General features: G+C 68.4%; 16 protein-coding genes. 15 read left to right on the top strand and 1 reads right to left on the bottom strand.

The features are described 5' to 3' along the window. The first annotated feature begins 1 nt into the window (after position 1). Genes AXYL_RS13390 through AXYL_RS13420 form a run of 7 tightly spaced genes read left to right on the top strand, consistent with a single transcriptional unit; the run spans position 2 to position 8374 of the window. Positions 2-1270, top strand: coding sequence for a 3-isopropylmalate dehydratase large subunit (locus tag AXYL_RS13390; RefSeq protein WP_013393331.1), 1269 nt, complete (start codon positions 2-4; stop codon positions 1268-1270). Continuing rightward, positions 1267-1767, top strand: coding sequence for a 3-isopropylmalate dehydratase small subunit (locus AXYL_RS13395; RefSeq protein ID WP_013393332.1), 501 nt, complete (start codon positions 1267-1269; stop codon positions 1765-1767). Before AXYL_RS13390 ends, AXYL_RS13395 begins: the two co-directional genes overlap by 4 nt. 10 nt (positions 1768-1777) lie before the next feature. Continuing rightward, positions 1778-3448, top strand: coding sequence for a hydantoinase B/oxoprolinase family protein (locus tag AXYL_RS13400; RefSeq protein WP_013393333.1), 1671 nt, complete (start codon positions 1778-1780; stop codon positions 3446-3448). After that, positions 3445-5493 (top strand): hydantoinase/oxoprolinase family protein, encoded by a 2049-nt coding sequence (locus AXYL_RS13405; protein WP_013393334.1) that lies wholly within the window; start codon positions 3445-3447, stop codon positions 5491-5493. Before AXYL_RS13400 ends, AXYL_RS13405 begins: the two co-directional genes overlap by 4 nt. 9 nt (positions 5494-5502) lie before the next feature. After that, on the top strand, positions 5503-6111 hold the full coding sequence (locus tag AXYL_RS13410; RefSeq protein ID WP_013393335.1) for a cysteine hydrolase family protein: 609 nt from the start codon (positions 5503-5505) through the stop codon (positions 6109-6111). Then, positions 6108-7505 carry an FAD-dependent oxidoreductase gene (locus tag AXYL_RS13415; RefSeq protein ID WP_013393336.1) on the top strand — a complete coding sequence of 466 codons (1398 nt, stop codon included), beginning with the start codon at positions 6108-6110 and terminating at the stop codon, positions 7503-7505. The genes AXYL_RS13410 and AXYL_RS13415 overlap by 4 nt, the downstream gene beginning before the upstream one ends. A gap of 8 nt (positions 7506-7513) precedes the next feature. After that, the gene (locus AXYL_RS13420; RefSeq protein WP_013393337.1) at positions 7514-8374 is read left to right on the top strand and encodes an isocitrate lyase/PEP mutase family protein; all 861 of its coding nucleotides are present in this window, start codon (positions 7514-7516) and stop codon (positions 8372-8374) included. 10 nt (positions 8375-8384) lie between these two features. Here AXYL_RS13420 and AXYL_RS13425 read toward each other — a convergent pair whose 3' ends face one another. Beyond that, a complete protein-coding gene (locus AXYL_RS13425; RefSeq protein ID WP_013393338.1) occupies positions 8385-9005 on the bottom strand; it encodes a chorismate--pyruvate lyase family protein in 621 nt (206 codons plus the stop codon). A gap of 289 nt (positions 9006-9294) precedes the next feature. Between AXYL_RS13425 and AXYL_RS13430 the strand changes: the two genes are divergently transcribed. The 8 genes from AXYL_RS13430 to AXYL_RS13465 all read left to right on the top strand — a co-directional run bounded on the left by AXYL_RS13430 (position 9295) and on the right by AXYL_RS13465 (position 18201). After that, positions 9295-10185, top strand: a complete 891-nt coding sequence (locus AXYL_RS13430) for a nitrilase family protein (protein ID WP_013393339.1) — start codon at positions 9295-9297, stop codon at positions 10183-10185. A gap of 40 nt (positions 10186-10225) precedes the next feature. Continuing rightward, positions 10226-11392, top strand: a complete 1167-nt coding sequence (locus tag AXYL_RS13435) for a substrate-binding protein (protein WP_013393340.1) — start codon at positions 10226-10228, stop codon at positions 11390-11392. Between the two features lie 53 nt (positions 11393-11445). Continuing rightward, on the top strand, positions 11446-12279 hold the full coding sequence (locus tag AXYL_RS13440; protein WP_013393341.1) for a branched-chain amino acid ABC transporter permease: 834 nt from the start codon (positions 11446-11448) through the stop codon (positions 12277-12279). After that, on the top strand, positions 12272-14092 hold the full coding sequence (locus AXYL_RS13445) for an ABC transporter permease subunit (protein WP_013393342.1): 1821 nt from the start codon (positions 12272-12274) through the stop codon (positions 14090-14092). The genes AXYL_RS13440 and AXYL_RS13445 overlap by 8 nt, the downstream gene beginning before the upstream one ends. Next, positions 14089-14805 (top strand): ABC transporter ATP-binding protein, encoded by a 717-nt coding sequence (locus AXYL_RS13450; protein ID WP_013393343.1) that lies wholly within the window; start codon positions 14089-14091, stop codon positions 14803-14805. The genes AXYL_RS13445 and AXYL_RS13450 overlap by 4 nt, the downstream gene beginning before the upstream one ends. Before the next feature lie 61 nt (positions 14806-14866). Continuing rightward, positions 14867-16030 carry a transporter substrate-binding domain-containing protein gene (locus AXYL_RS13455; RefSeq protein WP_013393344.1) on the top strand — a complete coding sequence of 388 codons (1164 nt, stop codon included), beginning with the start codon at positions 14867-14869 and terminating at the stop codon, positions 16028-16030. 2 nt (positions 16031-16032) lie between these two features. After that, entirely contained in the window at positions 16033-16668 is a 636-nt protein-coding gene (locus tag AXYL_RS13460; RefSeq protein ID WP_013393345.1) for an ANTAR domain-containing response regulator, read from the top strand. Positions 16669-16701: 33 nt separating this feature from the next. Continuing rightward, positions 16702-18201, top strand: a complete 1500-nt coding sequence (locus AXYL_RS13465; RefSeq protein WP_013393346.1) for a M81 family metallopeptidase — start codon at positions 16702-16704, stop codon at positions 18199-18201. The last annotated feature ends 14 nt before the right edge of the window (positions 18202-18215 follow it).

Raw genomic sequence — 18215 nt, forward strand, 5'->3', positions numbered from 1 at the left:
CATGGCCGAGCCTCAAACGCTGGCCCAGAAGCTGATCGCGGCGGCCTGCGGCCGTGCTTCCGTCGCCGAAGGCGAAATCGTCACCTGTGCGGTTGACCTGGCCATGTTCCACGATTCCAGCGGCCCGCGCCGCCTGCAGCCCATGCTGCAGGAGCTGGGCGCCACGCTGTGGGATCCGTCGAGGATCGTGCTGGTCATCGACCACTACGTGCCTGAATCCGACGACGAGTCGCGCCGCATTGTGCGCATCGCGCGCGATTGGGCGGCGGAACAGCGATTGCCCAATGTCTACGACTCGCTCGGCATCTGTCACGTGGTGGTGCCGCAGCATGGCCATATCCGGCCCGGCATGTTCTGCGTCGGCGGCGACTCGCATTCGCCCACGGGCGGCGCGTTCGGCGCCTATATGTTCGGCATCGGCAGCACCGAGATGCTGGGCGTGGCCGTCACCGGCCAGATCTGGGTGAAGGTGCCGCAGACCCTGATGATGCGCTGGAACGGCCAACTGTCCCAGGGCGTGACCGCCAAGGACATGATGCTGCGCATGATAGGCCGCTACGGCATGAACGGCGGGCGCTACCAGGCGGTGGAATTCTGCGGCGAGGCGGTGCGCGCCTTGTCGATGCAGGAACGCATGACCCTATCCAACATGAGCGCCGAGCTGGGTTCGCAGGTCGGCCTGATCGCGCCGGACGAGACCACCGTGGCCTATCTGCGCGAGGCGGGCGTTACGGATGAAATCGATCTGGCGCGCTGGCGCAGCGACCAGGGGGCGCAGGCAGAGTGGCACGACTTCGATGCCGCGGCGCTGGCGCCGCAGGTCGCCGCGCCACACAGCCCGGCCAATGCGCGCGACGTCGGCCAGTATGGCGACGTGCCGGTGCAGGTGGCCTACATCGGCGCCTGCACCGGCGCCAAGCTGGAGGATCTGCGCGCCGCGGCCAGCGTGTTGCGCGGCCGCAGTCTGGCCGCCGGCATGAGCCTGATGGTGGCGCCGGCCAGCCAGCAGGACCAGCGCCAGGCCGAACAGGAAGGGGTGATGCAAGTACTGCGCGATGCTGGCGCGCAGGTGCTGGCGACCTCCTGCGGCGCTTGCGCGGGCTACGGCGGGTCGATACCCGACGGCGCCAGCGTCATTGCCACCACGGCGCGCAATTTCAAGGGGCGCATGGGTTCCGAGACGGCCCAGGTCTATCTGGCCTCGCCCTACACGGTAGCGGCCTCGGCCGTCGCCGGCCGCATCGCCGATCCCCGGGAGTTCATGGCATGACCAAGCAGCCCGTGATGCACCGCGTCTGGCGCGTGGGCGCGGATATCGATACCGACGCGCTGGCGCCGGGCGCCTATATGAAATTCGGCATAGACGAGATCGCGCGCCATTGCCTGCAGCGGGTGCGGCCCGAGTTCGCCGGCAACGCGCAGCCGGGCGATGTGCTGGTGGCCGGTCCCAACTTCGGCATCGGCTCCTCGCGCGAGCAGGCTGCGGCTGCGCTGGTGCGCCTGGGGATCGCCGCGGTGGTCGCGCCGTCCTTCAACGGCCTGTACTTCCGCAACGCGTTCAACGTGGGCCTGCTGCTGCTGACCTGCGCACAGGCCGAAACCCTGCAAGAAGGCGAGCGCATCGCCCTGGATCCCGCCGCTGGCCGCATCCGTCGCGCCGCGGGCGAACCTGCCGAACTGCATTGCGACACCGTGCCCGCCTTCCTGCTGGAAATGGTGCAGGCGGGCGGACTGCTGAATCTGCTGAAACAGCGCAAGACTCATTAGGAATCACATCATGCTTGATCCCGTCACACTCGCGGTCCTGAAGGGCCGCCTGGAACAGATTGCCGACGAGATGGACGCCACGCTCTACCGCAGCGCGTTCAATCCCATCATCGCCGAGGCCCACGATGCCTGCCACGGCATGTACGACGCAGCCACCGGCGCCACGCTGGTGCAGGGCAAGTCCGGCCTGCCGGTATTCGTCGGCGCGATGGCCTTCGCCGTCAAGGCCGCGGCCAAGGCGGCGGCGGGGCGCGGCGGCATGGTTGACGGCGACGTCTGGCTGTTCAACGACCCCTACGAGGGCGGCACCCACGCCAACGACTTCAAGCTGGTGCGGCCGGTGTTCCGCGGCGGCAAGCTGTTCTGCTTCCTGGCGTCGGCCGCCCATTGGCACGACGTGGGCGGCGCGGTGCCGGGCAACTACAACCCGGCCGCCACCGAGTGCTGGCAGGAGGCGGTGCAGATTCCGCCGGTGCGCATCGTGCGCGCGGGCGTGTTGGACATGGACGTGCTGGCCATCCTGCAGGCGAATACCCGTTTGCCCGACAGCCTGTGGGGCGACCTGAACGGCCAACTCGCGGCGCTGGAACTGGGCGCGGGCCGACTGGACAGCCTGCTCGACGAATACGGCGACGCCACCGTGCTGGAGTCCCTGGGCACCCTGCGCGAACGCGCCCGCCGCCTGATGCGCGACCATATCTCGCGCCTGCCCGACGGCGAATATGCCTTCGAGGACATGCTGGACAACGATGGCGTGCGCGACCAGCCGCTGCGCATCGCGCTCAATCTCAGGATCCAGGGCGATAGCCTGACGCTGGATTTCACCGGCACCTCGCCGGCCTGCGCCGGCCCGGTGAACATCTCGCGCGCCACCGCGATCGCGGCCTGCTACGTGGCCTTGAAGCACCTGTTCCCGGACGTGCCGGCCAACGCCGGCGTGCTGGACGCGGTGGACGTGGTGCTGCCGGACGGCCTGGTGATCTCGGCGGACCGGCCGCGCCCGGTCGGCGGCTATACCGAGACCATCCTGCGCATGATCGACGTGATCTTCTGCGCCATGGCCCAGGCCGAGCCCGCGCGCGCGCTGGCGCAGGCCTACGGCACCATCAACGCCTTGTCGATCGCCGGCTACCGCAGCGATGAAGCGCGGCGCGGCCAGCGCTGGGTGATGTTCAGCTTCTTCGGCGGCGGCCATGGCGGCCATTCGGACGGCGACGGGCTCAGCCACGGCAACGCGCCCATCTCCACCGCGACGATCCCGCCGCTGGAAATCCTGGAAGCGGCCTATCCGGTGCGCTTCACGCAATGGGCGTTGCGTCCCGATTCGGCGGGCGACGGGGCGCATCGCGGCGGCCTGGGCGCCATCTATGAAATCGAGTTGCTGGAAGACAGCGCCGAGGCCTTCATCTTCGGTGAACGCGGCAGGAGCGCGCCCAAGGGCATCGCCGGCGGCAAGGAGGCGGCGTTGAATGTCTTCCGCTACCAACAGGACGGCGGCTGGCAGACCCCGCCCATGAGTTCGAAGATGCTGGGCATACAACTCAAACGCGGCGACCGGGTGCGCCTGGAAACGCCCGGCGGCGGCGGCTACGGCGAGCCTGCCGCGCGATCCGAAGCGGCGCGCGAGCACGACCGCAAGATGGGTTACGTAAGTGGAAATCTGAAGGAGCAGTCGGCATGAGCGCGGCACAAGGTTTGGTCGTAGGCGTGGACGTGGGCGGCACGTTCACCGATATATTCGTGCTGGACGAGGCGGGCGGCAGCGCCCGCGTGGTCAAGGTGCCGTCCACGCGCGGCGAGGAAGCGCGCGGCTTCATGAACGGCATCGCCCGCGTGGCGGATGGCGCCAACGCCATCGCCACCATCGTGCATGGCACCACGGTAGGCACCAACGCGCTGCTGGAGCGCAAGGTGGCGCGCACCGGCATCATCACCACGGCGGGTTTCCGCGACGTGCTGGAAATGCGCCGGCGCGACCGGCCCCAGACCTGGGGCCTGCGCGGCAATTACGAACCGATCGTGCCGCGCGACCTGCGCCTGGAAGTCGAGGAGCGGGTGCTGGCGGATGGCACCGTGCATACCCCGGTGAACCTGGCCCAGGTCGAGGCCGCGGCCCGGCAACTGCTGGAGCAGGGCTGCGACGCCGTCTGCCTGTTCTTCGTCAATGCCTATGCCAACCCGGTCAATGAGGCGCAGGCCGCGGCCTGCGTGCGTGCGCTCTGGCCCAACGGCAATGTCACCGCGGCTACCGAGGTGCTGCCCGAGATCCGCGAATTCGAGCGCTGCTCCACGGCCGTGCTCAACGCGTCGCTGCAACCGGTGGTCGGTGGTTACCTGACGCGGCTGGAATCGGACCTGAAGGACAACGGCTTTGGCGGCGAACTGCTGGTGGTGCAAAGCAACGGCGGCGTGATGTCGCGCCAGACGGCCTGCGACGTGCCGGTGCGTACCGCGCTGTCGGGCCCGGCCGCGGGCGTCATTGCCTGCGCCGCCATCGCGCGCGCCGCGGGCTTTCCCAACGTGGTCAGCGGCGACATGGGCGGCACCTCGTTCGACGTGTCGCTGGTGGCGGACGGCGAGGCTTCGTTGTCGGCGCAGACCGCCATCGACTTCGGCATGGTGGTGCGCGCGCCCATGATCCAGATCGAAACCATAGGCGCAGGCGGCGGTTCGATCGCCAGCGTGGACGCGGGCGGTCTGCTGCAAGTGGGCCCCGAGTCTGCCGGCAGCGTGCCGGGCCCAGCCTGCTACGGCCGGGGCAACACCCGGCCCACTGTGACTGATGCCAACGTGCTGCTGGGTCGCATCGCCGCCGAGCGGCCGCTGGGCGGCGGGCTGCTTGCCACCATGGATGTGGCGCTGGCGCGGGCCGCCATCGAAGCGCATGTGGCCAGGCCGCTGGGGTTGGACGTGCATGCCGCGGCCGAGGCGATCCTGACCGTGGCCAATGCCAAGATGGCGGGCGCGATCCGCGTCGTGTCGATCGAGCGCGGCCACGATCCGCGCAAGTTCGCCTACATGCCGTTTGGCGGCGGCGGCGCGCTGCACGTTTGCGCCATGATGAACGAGGTCGACGCGGCCCGCGGCATCGTGCCGCGCTATCCCGGCGTCACTTCGGCCCTGGGCTGCGTCATGGCCGACATGCGCCACGACGGCGTGCAGACCCTGAACGTGGCGCTGGCCGCCCTGGACGCGGACGACCTGCTGGCGCGCATCGACAGCCTGGCGCTGGCCTGCCAGGAAAGGCTGGATTCCGCCGGCGTGGGTTTCGAGGGCATACGCGAGAGCATCGAGCTGGACATGCTGTACGTGGGTCAGAGCCATACCGTGCGGGTGGAAATCGGCCGCGACGAATTGAACCGCCCGGGCATAGGCGCCGCCTTCGAACGCGCCTACCGCGCTGCCTTCGGCCGCAGTCTGGAAGGCATTGCGGTACGTATCCTGAACCTGCGCTATGCGCGCATCGGCCAGCGGCCCAAGTTCGATCTGGCGCTGCTGGCGCCCACCAGCACCGTGATGCCGGCCGCGCTGGGCACGCAGGCCGTCTTCCACGGCGGGCAATGGCATGACGCCGTGCGCTACGCGCGGCTGGACCTGCCGGTGGGCGCCGAAGTGGCGGGGCCCGCCATTCTGGAACAGCCGGATACCACGATCTGGATCGAGCCCGGCTTTGCCGGCCAGGTCGATTCCCTGGGCAATCTGCTGATCGCCCGCCAGGCCGCATAGGAGCGCACGATGACCGCTTTTGATCCCCGCAGTACCGCGCTGGTCGTCGTCGACCTGCAGAACGATTTCCTCGCGCCAGGCGGCGCCTACGACCGCGGCGGCGCGGTCAGCCCGCAGGCGCGCGCCTTGCCCGCCCGCGTGGCGCCGGTGGCCCGCGCACTCAAGACGCGCGGCGGGTTCGTGGCGGCCAGCCAGTTCACACTGTGGCCGGACGCGCATGGCGAACCCATGATTTCGCCCCACCTGAGGCAGTTGCGTCCGTTCCTGCGCAAGGGCGATTTCGTGGCCGGCTCCAAAGGGCAGGGCAACGTGGCCGAGCTGGACGGCCTGGTCGATGTGTCGGTCTGGAAGGTGGCGTACTCCGCTTTCTTCAACACCCAGCTGGATTGGGTGCTGCGGCGCGCGGGCATCTCCAGCGTGGTGATCGCGGGCATCGTCACCAACGGCGGCGTGGCCAGCACGGCGCGCGACGCTCACATGCGCGACTACCACGTGGCGGTGCTGGCCGACGGTTGCGCCGCGCCCACGCCGGCCATGCACGATGCCGCGCTGGCGGATCTGCGCACGGTGGCCGACGTGCTGTCCTGCCAGGACTTCCTGGACAGGCTGGGCTCGTGAGCGCGCCGCAAGTCCTGCGGGGCGCCGCGCCTGGCGCGGATGCGATGCATGTGCCCGTGGCCATCATCGGCGCCGGCGCCTGCGGCCTGACCGCCGCCTTGCGGCTGGCCGAAGCCGGCATCGAAACCGTGCTGATCGAGCGCGACGCCGCGCCCAGCGGTTCCACCGCCTTGTCTTCCGGCTTCATCCCGGCGGCCGGATCGGCCGCGCAGCGGGCCGCCGGCATCGAGGACGACGCGCAACGCTACGCCACGGACATCCAGGCCAAGACCGGCGGCACAGCCGCGCCGCATCTGGTCGCCGCCTACGCGGGCGCGTCCGCGGCCGCCGTCGACAACCTGGCGCGCCACGGTCTCGCGTTTGAGGTGCTGGATGGCTTCCTGTACCCGGGCCATACCGCTCGTCGCATGCACACCTTGCCCGAGCGCACCGGCGCAGCCCTGGTCGCCGCGCTGGAGCGTGCTGCCACCGGGGCCGGCGCCTATCTGCTGACCCGCGCCCTGGCGCGGAAAATCTGGACGGACGATGACGACCGCATCACGGCGGTCGGCTGCGAACGGCCGGACGGAACCATCGACGTGATCGGCTGCGACGTGCTGATCCTGGCCTGCAACGGTTTTGGCGGCAATGCGGCGATGGTGGCCGAGCATCTGCCGGCCATGCGCGGGGCCGTCTACGGCGGCCACGCCGGCAACGACGGCAGCGCCATCGAGTGGGGCGCGCAGCTGGGCGCGCGGCTGGCGGACCTGGGCGGCTATCAGGGCCACGGCTCTTGGGCCACGCCCCAGGGCGCGCTGATTTCCTGGGCCGTGATGATGGATGGCGGCGTGCAGATCAATGGCGCGGGGCAGCGGTTCCACGACGAGACGCATGGCTACTCCGAGGCTGCGGTCCATGTGCTGGCGCAGCCTGGCGCGGTGGCCTGGAACGTATTCGACGATCGCACGCTGGCACTGGCGCGCAGCTTCCCGGACTTCATGCAGGCCGAGGCGGGCCAGGCGCTCAAGACCTGCGCCGACCTGGCGGCGCTGGCGGCCCTGATCGGCTGCGACGAAGCGACGTTGAGCCAGACGCTGGATGGTGTGGCGGCGGGCGTCGCCGACGCATACGGGCGGCGCTTCGAGCGCGCGCTGCAAGCACCTTTCCACGCCATCAAAGTGACGGGCGCGCTGTTCCATACGCAAGGCGGCCTGGATATCGATGCGCATTGCCGCGTGCTGGACCAGGCGGGCAACGCCTTGCCGAACTTGCTGGCCGCGGGCGGCGCGGCGCGCGGCGTTTCGGGCAATGACGTAGCCGGCTACCTGTCCGGCAATGGTCTGCTCAGCGCGGTGGCCGGAGGCCATATCGCGGCGGCGACCGCCGCCAGCCTGCTCGGGCGCGAACTCGCTTAGGAATCGATATGAAGCAAACCCTGAAGACACAGCTGGCCGGCGGCGCCGTGCTGGCTCCCGGCGTCTACGACGCCTTGTCCGCCCTGATCGCCGAACAGGCGGGTTTTGGCGCCCTGTACCTGTCCGGCGCGTCGATCGCATACACGCGGCTGGGCCGCTCGGACATCGGCCTGACCACGTACAGCGAAGTCGAGGACACGCTGGCCCGCATTACCGAACGGGTCGCCACGCCCGTCATCGTGGACGCTGACACGGGCTTCGGCAACGCCTTGAACACGCAGCGCACGGTGCGCGGCCTGGAGCGCGCCGGCGCCGCCATGATCCAGCTGGAGGACCAGACCTTTCCCAAGCGCTGCGGCCACCTGGACGGCAAAACAGTGATTCCCGCCGCCGAGATGCGCGGCAAGCTGCGCGCCGCGGTGGATGCAAGGACCGATGCGTCGACACTGATCTTGGCACGCACGGATGCGCTGGCGGTGGAAGGGCTGGAGGCTGCGCTGGACCGGGCGGAATCGTATCTGGAAGCCGGCGCCGATGCGCTCTTCATCGAGGCGCTGCGCACGCCCGAACAGATGCAGGCGGCATGCAGCCGCTTTGCGCAGCGCGTGCCGCTGCTGGCCAATATGGTGGAGGGGGGCAAGACCCCGGTGCAAAGCGCCGATGCCCTGACCGCGTTGGGGTTCCGCATCGTCATCTTCCCGGGCGGCACGGCGCGCGCTGTGGCGCACACCTTGCAGGGCTACTACGCCAGCCTGCGCGCGCACGGCACCACCGCGCCGTGGCGCGAGGGCATGCTGGATTTCGACGGCTTGAACGCCGTGATCGGCACGCCCGAGCTGCTGGAGCGCGGGCGCCGTTACGAGGGCTGAGGCCGCCGCCTCAGCGCGGCGTGCGCTGGTGCGGCACCAGCGGTGGCACCGGCTGGTCGGCGACCAGTTGCCAGAACGCCGGCAGGAAGCATTCGGCCACCAGCAGCGGCTGGCCCTGGCGCCAGAACACCGAGCGGCGCGCCCAGATGCGGCCGGCGTCCGGATCGCGCTGCCCGGCGGGCAACACGCCCAGCGCTGTGGCATGGAACGGCACCGGCGCGGCCAGCCGGCGGCAGGCGAACGGCGAGCGCACCACCGTGCTGTCGTGGTATAGCATGTCCGCCAGCGGGCGGGTCAGCAGGCGGCGCATGCCTTGCCAGGCGCCGTGCGACGCGCGCAGCGGCGTCAGGCTGCGGGCGGGCACGCTGTCCACGCCGTTCACCGACATCAGCACCTCGCGGATCCATACTGGCGTGCCGGGCGCGATGCCCATCGCCCGGGCTTCGTCCGGCGGCGCGCCATCCGCGTACTCGGCCAGCACGCGCAGGCGCACCTGGCCGACCTGGCGCAAACCGGCGGTCAGCGCGCCAGGGCGGAACAGCCAATGGCGCGGGGCAGGGGGCAGGATGGGCGGCGCGCTGGCCAGCCAGCCTGCGGCAAGAGGGGGATGGTGTGCTGCGGGTTTGCTCATGGCTGCGTATTATGCCAAGCCGGGCGGAACGGCCCAATGCGTCGCAATGACGCAGCGCCAAGTGGCGCGGGCCGGCGGGCCTGTCCGTCGTCCGGGAAAGCACTTATTGTCCCAGGAACCCGCGTCTCCCTATCATTCGCACACGGTCAACATTGACCAGAACGGCTCGCAGTACCCCGCAGCAATGATTGCTGCCTGAACATACAGTCTTGGCTATAGAAGCCCCCGACTTGCACGCAATGCGTGGTCGGGGGCTTTTTCGTTTTCAATTTCTGAATATGGAGTTCGCATGCAAGCGTCGGATCCGCAACGTTCCCCCGCCTCCGTGACCTGGGTGGCCAGCGTGCAGATGGAGCCCGCGATTGGCGAAGTCGCCGCCAACATCGCCCGTTCCGTCGAACTGGTGGAGCTGGCCGTGGCCCAGGGCGCGCGGCTGGTGGTACTGCCGGAACTGGCCAATACGGGCTACATGTTCGAAAGCCGCGAGGAAGCCCATGCCTTGGCCGAAGCGGTCCCGGAAGGCCCCAGCTCGCAGGCATGGATCGCGTTGGCGCAGCGTCTGGGCATCTATCTGGTGGCGGGCATCGCCGAGCGCGCGGGCGGGCGACTCTACAACTCCGCGCTGATCGCGGGGCCGGAGGGCTATCTGGGCACCTACCGCAAGCTGCATCTGTGGGGCGATGAGAACCTGTACTTCGAGGCCGGCGACCTGGGCTTGCCGCTGTTCGACACCGAGCTGGGCCGCATCGGCGTGGCCATTTGCTACGACGGCTGGTTTCCCGAGGTCTACCGGCTGCTGGCGGTGCGCGGCGCGGACATCGTAGCGGTGCCGACCAATTGGGTGCCGATGCCGGGACAGACGCGCGACGGACCCGTCATGGCCCACGCGCTGACCATGAGCGGCGCCCACAGCAACGGTCTGACGGTGGTTTGCGCCGACCGTGTCGGCACCGAGCGCGGCCAGCCCTTCGTGGGTCGCAGCCTGATCGTGGGTTCGCAGGGCTGGATGGCGGCAGGACCGGCCAGCATCGATCAGGAAGAGGTGCTGCTGGCGCCCATAGACGTGCCGGCCTCGCGCCGGGCGCGCCAATTGAACGATTTCAACCACGTGCTGCGCGACAGGCGCCGCGATATCTATGACGAGCAGTTGGGCGCCGCCGCAAATCCGCGGCAACGCTAAGCGACGGTCCCCGGCCGTTTCCCCCCCAAGGAGAAAACCCATGAAGAGCCTATTCAATAGCTGCCGCATTCGCCTGTCGTTTATCGCACTGCTTACCGCCGCGGGCGGCGTCCATGCCGCGGAACCGCTGCGCATCGGCGTGCCGGTCGGTCTGTCCGGCGCCAACAGTGTGGTCGCGCCTGGCGTGGTGCAGGCCTCGCAACTGGCCGCCGACGAGATCAACGCGGCTGGCGGCATCCTGGGCCGCCAGATCGTGCTGGAGATTGCCGACGACGCCTCGGGCGCGGTCGGCGCGCAGAAGGCCTACGACACGCTGGTGTTCCAGAAGAAGGTCGACGCCATCATCGCCATGGAAACCAGCGCGGCGCGCAATGCCGCGCTGCCCATCGTGTCGCGCGGCAAGGTGCCCTATATCTACACCTCGTTCTACGAAGGGCGCTCCTGCAACCGCTGGCTGCACGTGAACGGCTGGGTGCCCGAGCAGCAGGTGGCGCCGGTGGTCGATCACTTCATGCAGGACCGCAAGGCCAAGACCTTCTTCCTGGTCGGCAGCGACTATGCCTTCGGCCGCGGCATGCTCAAGTTCACGCGGGAATACATCGAAAAGCAGGGCGGGCGCGTGGTGGGCGAGGAGTACCTGCCGATCGACGGCTCCGACTGGACGCCGGTGGTGTCCAAGATACGCTCAGCCAACCCGGACGCGCTGATCAGTTCGACAGCCGGCGGCGGCCCCAATGTCAGCCTGGCCAAGCAGGTCAAGGCGGCGGGCCTGTCCATGCCCTACGGCAACCTGGCGATCGACGAGGGTACCGCCAAGACCATGGGCGATACGGCGGTGGGCATGTACATGTCGGCCTCGTATCTGACCAGCATCGACACGCCGCAGAACCGAAAATTCCTGGACGGCCTGAAGGCGAAGTTCGGCAACGACGCCAAGACCGCCAACGAATTCTCCGCGCCGCAGTATGAAGCCTTCTACCTGTACAAGGCGGCGGTCGAAAAGGCCGGCGGCACCGATGCGCCCAAGGTGGTGCAGGCGCTGAGCGCGGTCACGTTCGACGGCCCGCGCGGCCCCGTGACGATGGACCGCCAGCGCCACGCGGCGTTGACCATGCGCCTGGGCCAGGTGCAGCAGGACGGCTCCATCAAGATCCTGCAGACCTTCGACAAAGTCGATCCGGGCGCGCAATGCCCCGACTTGAAGTGACGATTGCGTCATGACACGCGCCGCCGGCCATGCCGGCGGCGCCGGAGACCGATATGGGTTTGCTGCTGGACATCCTGAGCACGGCCGCCATGCTGTTCATCGTGACGGCCGGGCTGATGATCATCTTTGGCGTGATGAAGATCGTCAACTTCGCGCATGGCGCGATTCTCACCCTGGGCAGTTATGCCAGCCTGGTGGTGACGCAGCTGGGGCTGAATCCCTGGCTGGCGCTGCCGTTCGCCCTGGCGGTGGGCGTGCTGGTGGGCATGGGCGTGGAGCGTCTGATCGTGCAGCCGCTGTACAAGCGGCCGCTGGATGCGATCTTGGCTACCTGGGGTTTGGGCATCGTGATCGGCCAGCTCATCACCATGGCGTTCGGGCGCGAAGTGAAATTCGCGGATTCGCCCATCCATGGCGCCGTGTCCTTCCTGGGCATCGAGTATTCGGCATACCGGCTGTTCCTGTTGCCAGCGGCGCTGCTGATATATGCCGCGATGGCGCTGCTGCTCAGCGGCACGCGCTTCGGCGTGCGGACGCGGGCGGTGATCATGAATGAGGACCTGGCGCGCGGCCTGGGCATCAACGCCGAGCGAATCCGCTTCACCACTTTCGGCCTGGGCGCGGGGCTGGGAGCGCTGGCTGGCGCGCTGATCACGCCGCTGTCCAGCGTCGATCCGAACATGGGATTGCCCTGGCTCGTCAGCGCCTTCATGCTGGTGATGGTGTCGGGTCATTCGATTACCGCGCTGCTGTTGACCTGCCTGGTCTATGGCGCTTGCCAGGTGCTGGTGAGCGTCTACGTCAGCCCGATCCTGGGCGGCGTCACCATCGCCGTGCTGGCCGCGCTGACGCTGCGCCTGCGTCCCCAAGGATTCGCCCATGACTGATCGCGCATTGACTCAACAGACGCTGGCCGGCGGCGCCGCCGATTCTGCGCGGACCTCGCGCAGCCGCAGCCTGCTGGGCCTGGCCGGGCTGTGCCTGGTCCTGACGGCGGCGGGTCCCTGGCTGTTCGATACTTACATGCTGAACGTGCTGATCAAGGCGCTGTTCTTTGCCGTGGCGGCGGTGACCGTGGACGTGTTGTGGGGCTACACCGGCTACCTGACCTTCGGCCAGTCCGCCTTTTTCGGCGTGGGGGCCTATGCCGCGGGTCTGGCCTTTACGCACTACGGATTCTCGCCAGCGATAGCGGCGCTGGCCGCCCTGGCGGCCGTGGGCGCCGCGGCGCTGCTGGCGCTGGTGACCGGCTGGCTGTCGTTCTACCGCGGCGCTTCGCCGTTCTTCGCCACGGTGATCTCGCTGGTGCTGCCTATCGTGCTGATGCAGTTGGTGCTATCTGGCGGGACCTTTACCGGATCGTCGTCCGGCCTGACCGGCTACGAGACCTTCGACCTGTCCCTGGAGGCTTGGTATGTGATCGCGGCGGGCGGCCTGTCTGTGGTGGCGCTGTTGGCCTGGGTGGTGGTGCGCAGCGATGGCGGCCGTATTCTGGTGGCGCTGCGCGACAACGAGGCGCGCTGCAGCTATCTGGGATTGAACACCGCGCACTGGCGCATTGCACTGCTGGTGGCCTGCGGCGCAGTGGCCGGCCTGGCGGGCTTTGGCTACGGCGCGTTCAGCGGCGTGGTGGCGCCCGAGCTCACGGGCTTCGTCTTCGGCACGGAGCTGATCATCTGGGTGGCGCTGGGCGGACGCGGCACCATCTGGGGGCCGGTGCTGGGAGCCATCCTCATCAATGTCGCGGGTTCCTATCTCAGCGGCAACATACCGTTCGTCTGGCAACTGCTGCTGGGCGTGACCTTCGTCCTGGTGATCCTGTTGTTGCCGCGCGGGCTCCTGCCCCTGCTGACGGCGCCCTGGCGCGGACGGGCAGCGAAGGGGGCCGCGCCCGTACTGGGCGAACGGGCCGTGCCGCCCCGGCAAGCGGGCGGCTCGGCCCGCGCCTTGAGCCTGGCGGGCGTGTCCAAGCACTTCGGCAGCCTCAAGGTGCTGGAAGGTATAGACCTGCAAGCCAGCGGTGGCGAACTGGTCGGGCTGATCGGCCCCAACGGCGCCGGCAAGACCACGCTGATGCGCTGCATCGCGGACGGCGCCGAACGGTCCCAGGGCAGGCTGGAACTCTATGGCCACGAGGTGCGACGCGATGGCCCGGAGCAATGCGTGCGCCATGGGCTGGGCCGCAAGTTCCAGAACGCCAATGTGTTCGACACGCTGACCGTGGCCGAAAGCCTGCGCATCGCCACCACGCTGCGCGAGACGCCGTCGTGGTGGCGCCGCGCGCCCACACTGGAGCTGCCGCCCTATGCGTTGGAGACGCTGCGCGTGACGGGCCTGGACCAATGCCTGGACAGCGTGGCGCGCGACCTGTCGCACGGGCAGCAGCAGGCGCTGGAACTGGCGATGGTGCTGGCGCTGGAGCCGGGCATCGTGCTGCTGGATGAACCCACTGCCGGGCTGAGCAAGGCCGAGCGCCTGCAGATAGGCCACGTGCTGTCGTCGCTGGCGCACCGCTACGGCCTGTGCTGCCTGCTGGTGGAGCACGACCTGGATTTCGTCAAGGAAATCGCGACACGCATCGTGGTCCTGCACCAGGGCCGCATCGTCATGGACGGCGGATTCCGCGAGGTCGTGGAATCCGAACTGGTGCGCACCATCTACGCCGGCAGCGCGCAGGCCGCGCAAGGAGCAGGGCAATGACGACCATCGCGGCGCCGGCGTTGCGCCTGGAAGAGGTGTCCAGCGGCTACAAAAGGGCCATGGTGCTGCACGACGTGTCGCTTGAGGTCGAGCGCGGCACGTGCGTGGCCCTGCTGGGGAAGAACGGCATGGGCAAGAGCACCTTGCTCAAGACGGTCATGGGCTATTTGCCCAAGCAGCGGGGCCGCGTCAGCGTGGGCGGGGTGGACGCGACCCGGCTGCGGCCGCACGAAGTGGCACGCTGCGGCGTGGCCTACGCGGCCCAGGAGCAGCCGCTGTTTCCCGACCTTAGCATCCGCGACAACCTGCGCCTGGGCCTGCCGCGCGAGCAGCTCTTCGATGAACGCTTTGCCGAGATCGCCGAGCTGTTTCCGGTATTCACGACCCGCTTGCGCCAGCACGCCGGCACCCTGTCGGGGGGAGAGCAGAAAATGCTGCTGGTGGCGCGCGGGCTGATGCAGCGGCCCGCGCTCTTGCTGCTGGACGAGATCACGGAAGGGCTGCAGCCCTCGGTGATCGAGCGCCTGGGCCGCGCGCTGAACTGGGAGCGTGAACGGCACGGCACGACGATGTTCATCGTGGAGCAGAACGTGGCATTCGCCCTGGACGTGGCCGACCGCTACCTGGTGCTCAAGCAGGGCAGCATCGTCGACGAAGGCGAGGCTGGCGCGTCCGAGGCGGCGGGCAATATCATTGCTCATCTCAAAGTATGAACGCCATCCGGCCCGAATTCACCATGACGCACGCGCGCAGTATCCGTACAAGGATTCCATCATGACTACGCCCCAGGACAAGGACGCGGAGCGGCCGGGCTGGCGCATCGGCGTGCTGTATTCGCGCAGCGGCGTCACCGGCACCACGGAATCGCAGCATTTCTTCGGCACGGTGCTGGCGGTGGAAGAAATCAACGAACTGGGCGGCGTGCTGGGCCGGCCGTTGGCGCCAGTGGCCTACGACCCGCGCAGCGACGCCGAGGAATACCGCCGCCTGGCGGCGCGCCTGCTGCTGGACGATGAAGTCAGCGTCATCTTCGGCGGCTGCACTTCGCACTGCCGCAAGGCCATGCTGCCGGTGGTGGAGCGCAGTAATTCCCTGCTGTGGTACGGCTCGGTGTACGAAGGCTTCGAATACTCGCCCAACGTCATCTACACCGGCGCGGCGCCCAACCAGGGCAGCATGCAGTTGGCGGCCTACCTGATCCAGAACTGCGGCTCGCGCATCTTCCTGGTGGGCGCGGACTACATCTATCCGCGCGAGACCAACCGCATCATGCGCGAAACCGTCGAGGAACACGGCGGCGAGATCCTGGACGAAACCTATCTGCCGTTGGGCTGCGATGACAGCGAAATCAACGATGTTGTCGCGGACATCCGCCGCATCCAGCCCGACGTGGTGTTCTCCACCCTTATCGGCGCCGACGCGCAGCGCTTCTACCAGCGCTACCACGAGGCCTGCCAGGCGGAAGGCACGGCCGCCTCGCATATCCCCATCGCCAGCCTGACGATGGCGGAATCGGAGGTGGCGGAGATCGGGCCGCAGCGTTGCGTCGGCCATATCACCGCGGCAACTTACTTCAACACGGTGGACACGCCCGCCAACGCGCATTTCCTGGCTCGCTGGCGCGAGCGCTTCGGCGACCATCCCGCCAGCGTCTATGCAGAGACCTGCTATAGCCAGATGCACCTGTTTGCGCGCGCCTTGCAGCGCGTGGGCAGCATGGACACCCGCAAGCTGGTGCAGGCGGTGCACCAGGTGCAGTTCGACGCGCCAGACGGGCAGATGTCCGTGCTGGCGGAGAACAATCACAGCGTGCTGACGCCGCGCATCGGCGTGTGCCGGGAGGACGGGCGCTTCGACATCGTCTGGGAAAGCGACGAACCGGTGAAGCCAGACCCGTACCTCACCGCATTCGGACTGGACGAGTTTTGGTTGAAATAGCCATGGACCATAGCCTACGCCGCCTCTATGAGGACCTGCGCAGTGTGGCCGTCGCCGTGGTGTATCCGCCGGGCGAGGACCGCGACCTGCTGGTCGAGCAACTCAAGCGCATCGGTTGCCGCATCCATTTGCACTGGCCGTTTCCGGATGGGCCGCCCGCCGGGGTGGACGTCATCTTCTTCCAGGTGTCGCAGTGCGGCCGCAACAGCGCCGCCTGGACCGCCAGCGAGGTCGAGGCCACGCTGATCGCCTTGTCCGAGTACGAAACCCCGACCACTTTGAAGCAGCTGCTCAAGACCAACGCGCATGGCGTGCTGACACGGCCGTTCCGCTCGGCGGGCGTGCTCAGCACGCTGGTGCTGGCGCGCTCGGCCAAGCAGTTCCAGGGCCGCCAGCAGTCCAAGATCAACAAGCTGGAAAACACGATAAAGGCGCGGCGCGTCGTCGAAAAGGCGATCCGCGTGCTGATGGACCACCAGCGCCTGGACGAGCGCGCGGCCTATGAGCACATGCGGACCCGGGCGACGGGCCTGCGCGTGAGCGTGGCGGAAGTGGCCGCGATGATCATCGAGGCCAGCGAGGCCATGGAAAAACTCGGCCTGGGGGCCTTGCGCCCGGGGCCGCCCCAGAACAACTGAACGCACTGAATGCGCATGCCGAGGAGCCGGACAATGAAGGTCATGATCGCCCGCCTGAACCACGAGACGAATACGTTCTCGCCGGTGCCCACGCCGCTGTCCGCGTTCGGCAATGACGGTCCCGCTTTCGGCGCCCAGGCCTACGCGGAAAACAAGGGCAAGCGCACGGCCATGTCGGCCTTCATCGATATCGCCGAGGCCAACGGCGCGACCGTGGTCACGCCGGTGTCCGGCACCGCTTATCCCAGCGGTCGGGTGTCGGCGGAGGCCTATAGCCAGCTGTGCGACGCCATCGTCGCCGGCGCGCAGGGCTGTGGCGCCATCCTGCTTGATCTGCACGGCGCGATGGTGGCCGAGACCACCGACGATGGGGAAGGCGACCTGCTGGAACGCCTGCGGCGGCGCACGCCGGATGTGCCCATCGCGGTGGCGCTGGACCTGCACGGCAACGTCACAGCCAAGATGATGGCCAACGCCGACGTGATCGTCAGCTTCAAGACCTATCCGCACGTGGACATGTACGAGACCGGCGAGCACGCCGGGCGCATCCTGTATGACTGGCTCAACGGCGGCCCGCGCCCGGTCATGGCGTGGCGGCGGTTGCCGCTGATGACGCATACGCTGCGCAGCGCCACTGCCCAGGGAGCCATGCGCAATGCGGTGCAGGCCGCCCGGCGGGCGGAAGCGGACGGGGCGCTGGGCGTCTCCGTGCTGGCGGGCTTCGCCCTGGCCGACATTCCCAATCCGTGCCTGAGCGTGGTCGTGGTGGGCTCGGGAGGGCAAGAGCAGGCGGAACGGGTCGCAAGCGAGATGGCGGAGACCATCTGGGCCGAGCGCGACGGTTACTTCTACGACAGCGAGCCCCTGGGCGAGTCACTGGCTCGCGCAGCCGAACTGGCCCGTGGCGCCGATAAGCCCGTGCTCCTGCTGGACCATGGCGACAACTGCATGTCCGGCGGCACCTGCGACACCATGGAGGTGCTGATGGCGGCAATCGCCGCGGGCCTGACAGGCATCATCGCGGGGCTGTACTGCGATCCCGAAGCCGTCCAGGCGCTGGCCGCGGCGGGAGAGGGCAGCGAAGTCGAGCTGCCAGTGGGCAATAAGCGGCCGATTCCCGCCATTGGCCGCCCGGCGGCGCCCGTGCTGCTGCGCGGGGTGGTTCGCGCAGTGACCGATGGCGAATATGTCATCACCGGCCCGACCTACACCGGGCAGACGGCGTGCATGGGCCGCAGCGCGGTGCTGGACATAGGCGCCGCGCAATTGGTAATCACCGAGAGAACCCACGAACCCTGGGACCTGGGCGTGTTCGAGAGCATGGGGCTGGATCCGCGCCAGGCCCGCTTTGTGCTGGTGAAGTCGCGCATGTATTGCCGGCCGGTATTCGAACCCATCTCCCAGGCGCTGGTGGAATGCGCCAGCGCGGGCGTCACCAGCTCGGATTTCGCGCTGTTTCCTTACCAGCGGCGCAGCCGGCCGCTCCATCCGCTGGAGCCCATGGCGCCTTCGGATTACGATCCGGCGGCCTGAGGCAGCGGCCGCAT

This window comes from Achromobacter xylosoxidans A8 (assembly GCF_000165835.1).
In the GTDB taxonomy this organism is placed as follows: Bacteria; Pseudomonadota; Gammaproteobacteria; order Burkholderiales; family Burkholderiaceae_B; genus Achromobacter; species Achromobacter xylosoxidans_B.

Bases quoted from the DNA above. Each gene is read 5' to 3' on its own strand.
- AXYL_RS13455 (WP_013393344.1), top strand. From the start codon at position 14,867: ATGACTACGCCCCAGGACAAGGACGCGGAGCGGCCGGGCTGGCGCATC.
- AXYL_RS13465 (WP_013393346.1), top strand. From the start codon at position 16,702: ATGAAGGTCATGATCGCCCGCCTGAACCACGAGACGAATACGTTCTCG.
- AXYL_RS13425 (WP_013393338.1), bottom strand. From the start codon at position 9,005: ATGAGCAAACCCGCAGCACACCATCCCCCTCTTGCCGCAGGCTGGCTG.
- AXYL_RS13390 (WP_013393331.1), top strand. From the start codon at position 2: ATGGCCGAGCCTCAAACGCTGGCCCAGAAGCTGATCGCGGCGGCCTGC.
- AXYL_RS13460 (WP_013393345.1), top strand. From the start codon at position 16,033: ATGGACCATAGCCTACGCCGCCTCTATGAGGACCTGCGCAGTGTGGCC.
- AXYL_RS13450 (WP_013393343.1), top strand. From the start codon at position 14,089: ATGACGACCATCGCGGCGCCGGCGTTGCGCCTGGAAGAGGTGTCCAGC.
- AXYL_RS13430 (WP_013393339.1), top strand. From the start codon at position 9,295: ATGCAAGCGTCGGATCCGCAACGTTCCCCCGCCTCCGTGACCTGGGTG.
- AXYL_RS13440 (WP_013393341.1), top strand. From the start codon at position 11,446: ATGGGTTTGCTGCTGGACATCCTGAGCACGGCCGCCATGCTGTTCATC.
- AXYL_RS13445 (WP_013393342.1), top strand. From the start codon at position 12,272: ATGACTGATCGCGCATTGACTCAACAGACGCTGGCCGGCGGCGCCGCC.
- AXYL_RS13420 (WP_013393337.1), top strand. From the start codon at position 7,514: ATGAAGCAAACCCTGAAGACACAGCTGGCCGGCGGCGCCGTGCTGGCT.
- AXYL_RS13400 (WP_013393333.1), top strand. From the start codon at position 1,778: ATGCTTGATCCCGTCACACTCGCGGTCCTGAAGGGCCGCCTGGAACAG.
- AXYL_RS13410 (WP_013393335.1), top strand. From the start codon at position 5,503: ATGACCGCTTTTGATCCCCGCAGTACCGCGCTGGTCGTCGTCGACCTG.
- AXYL_RS13395 (WP_013393332.1), top strand. From the start codon at position 1,267: ATGACCAAGCAGCCCGTGATGCACCGCGTCTGGCGCGTGGGCGCGGAT.
- AXYL_RS13405 (WP_013393334.1), top strand. From the start codon at position 3,445: ATGAGCGCGGCACAAGGTTTGGTCGTAGGCGTGGACGTGGGCGGCACG.
- AXYL_RS13435 (WP_013393340.1), top strand. From the start codon at position 10,226: ATGAAGAGCCTATTCAATAGCTGCCGCATTCGCCTGTCGTTTATCGCA.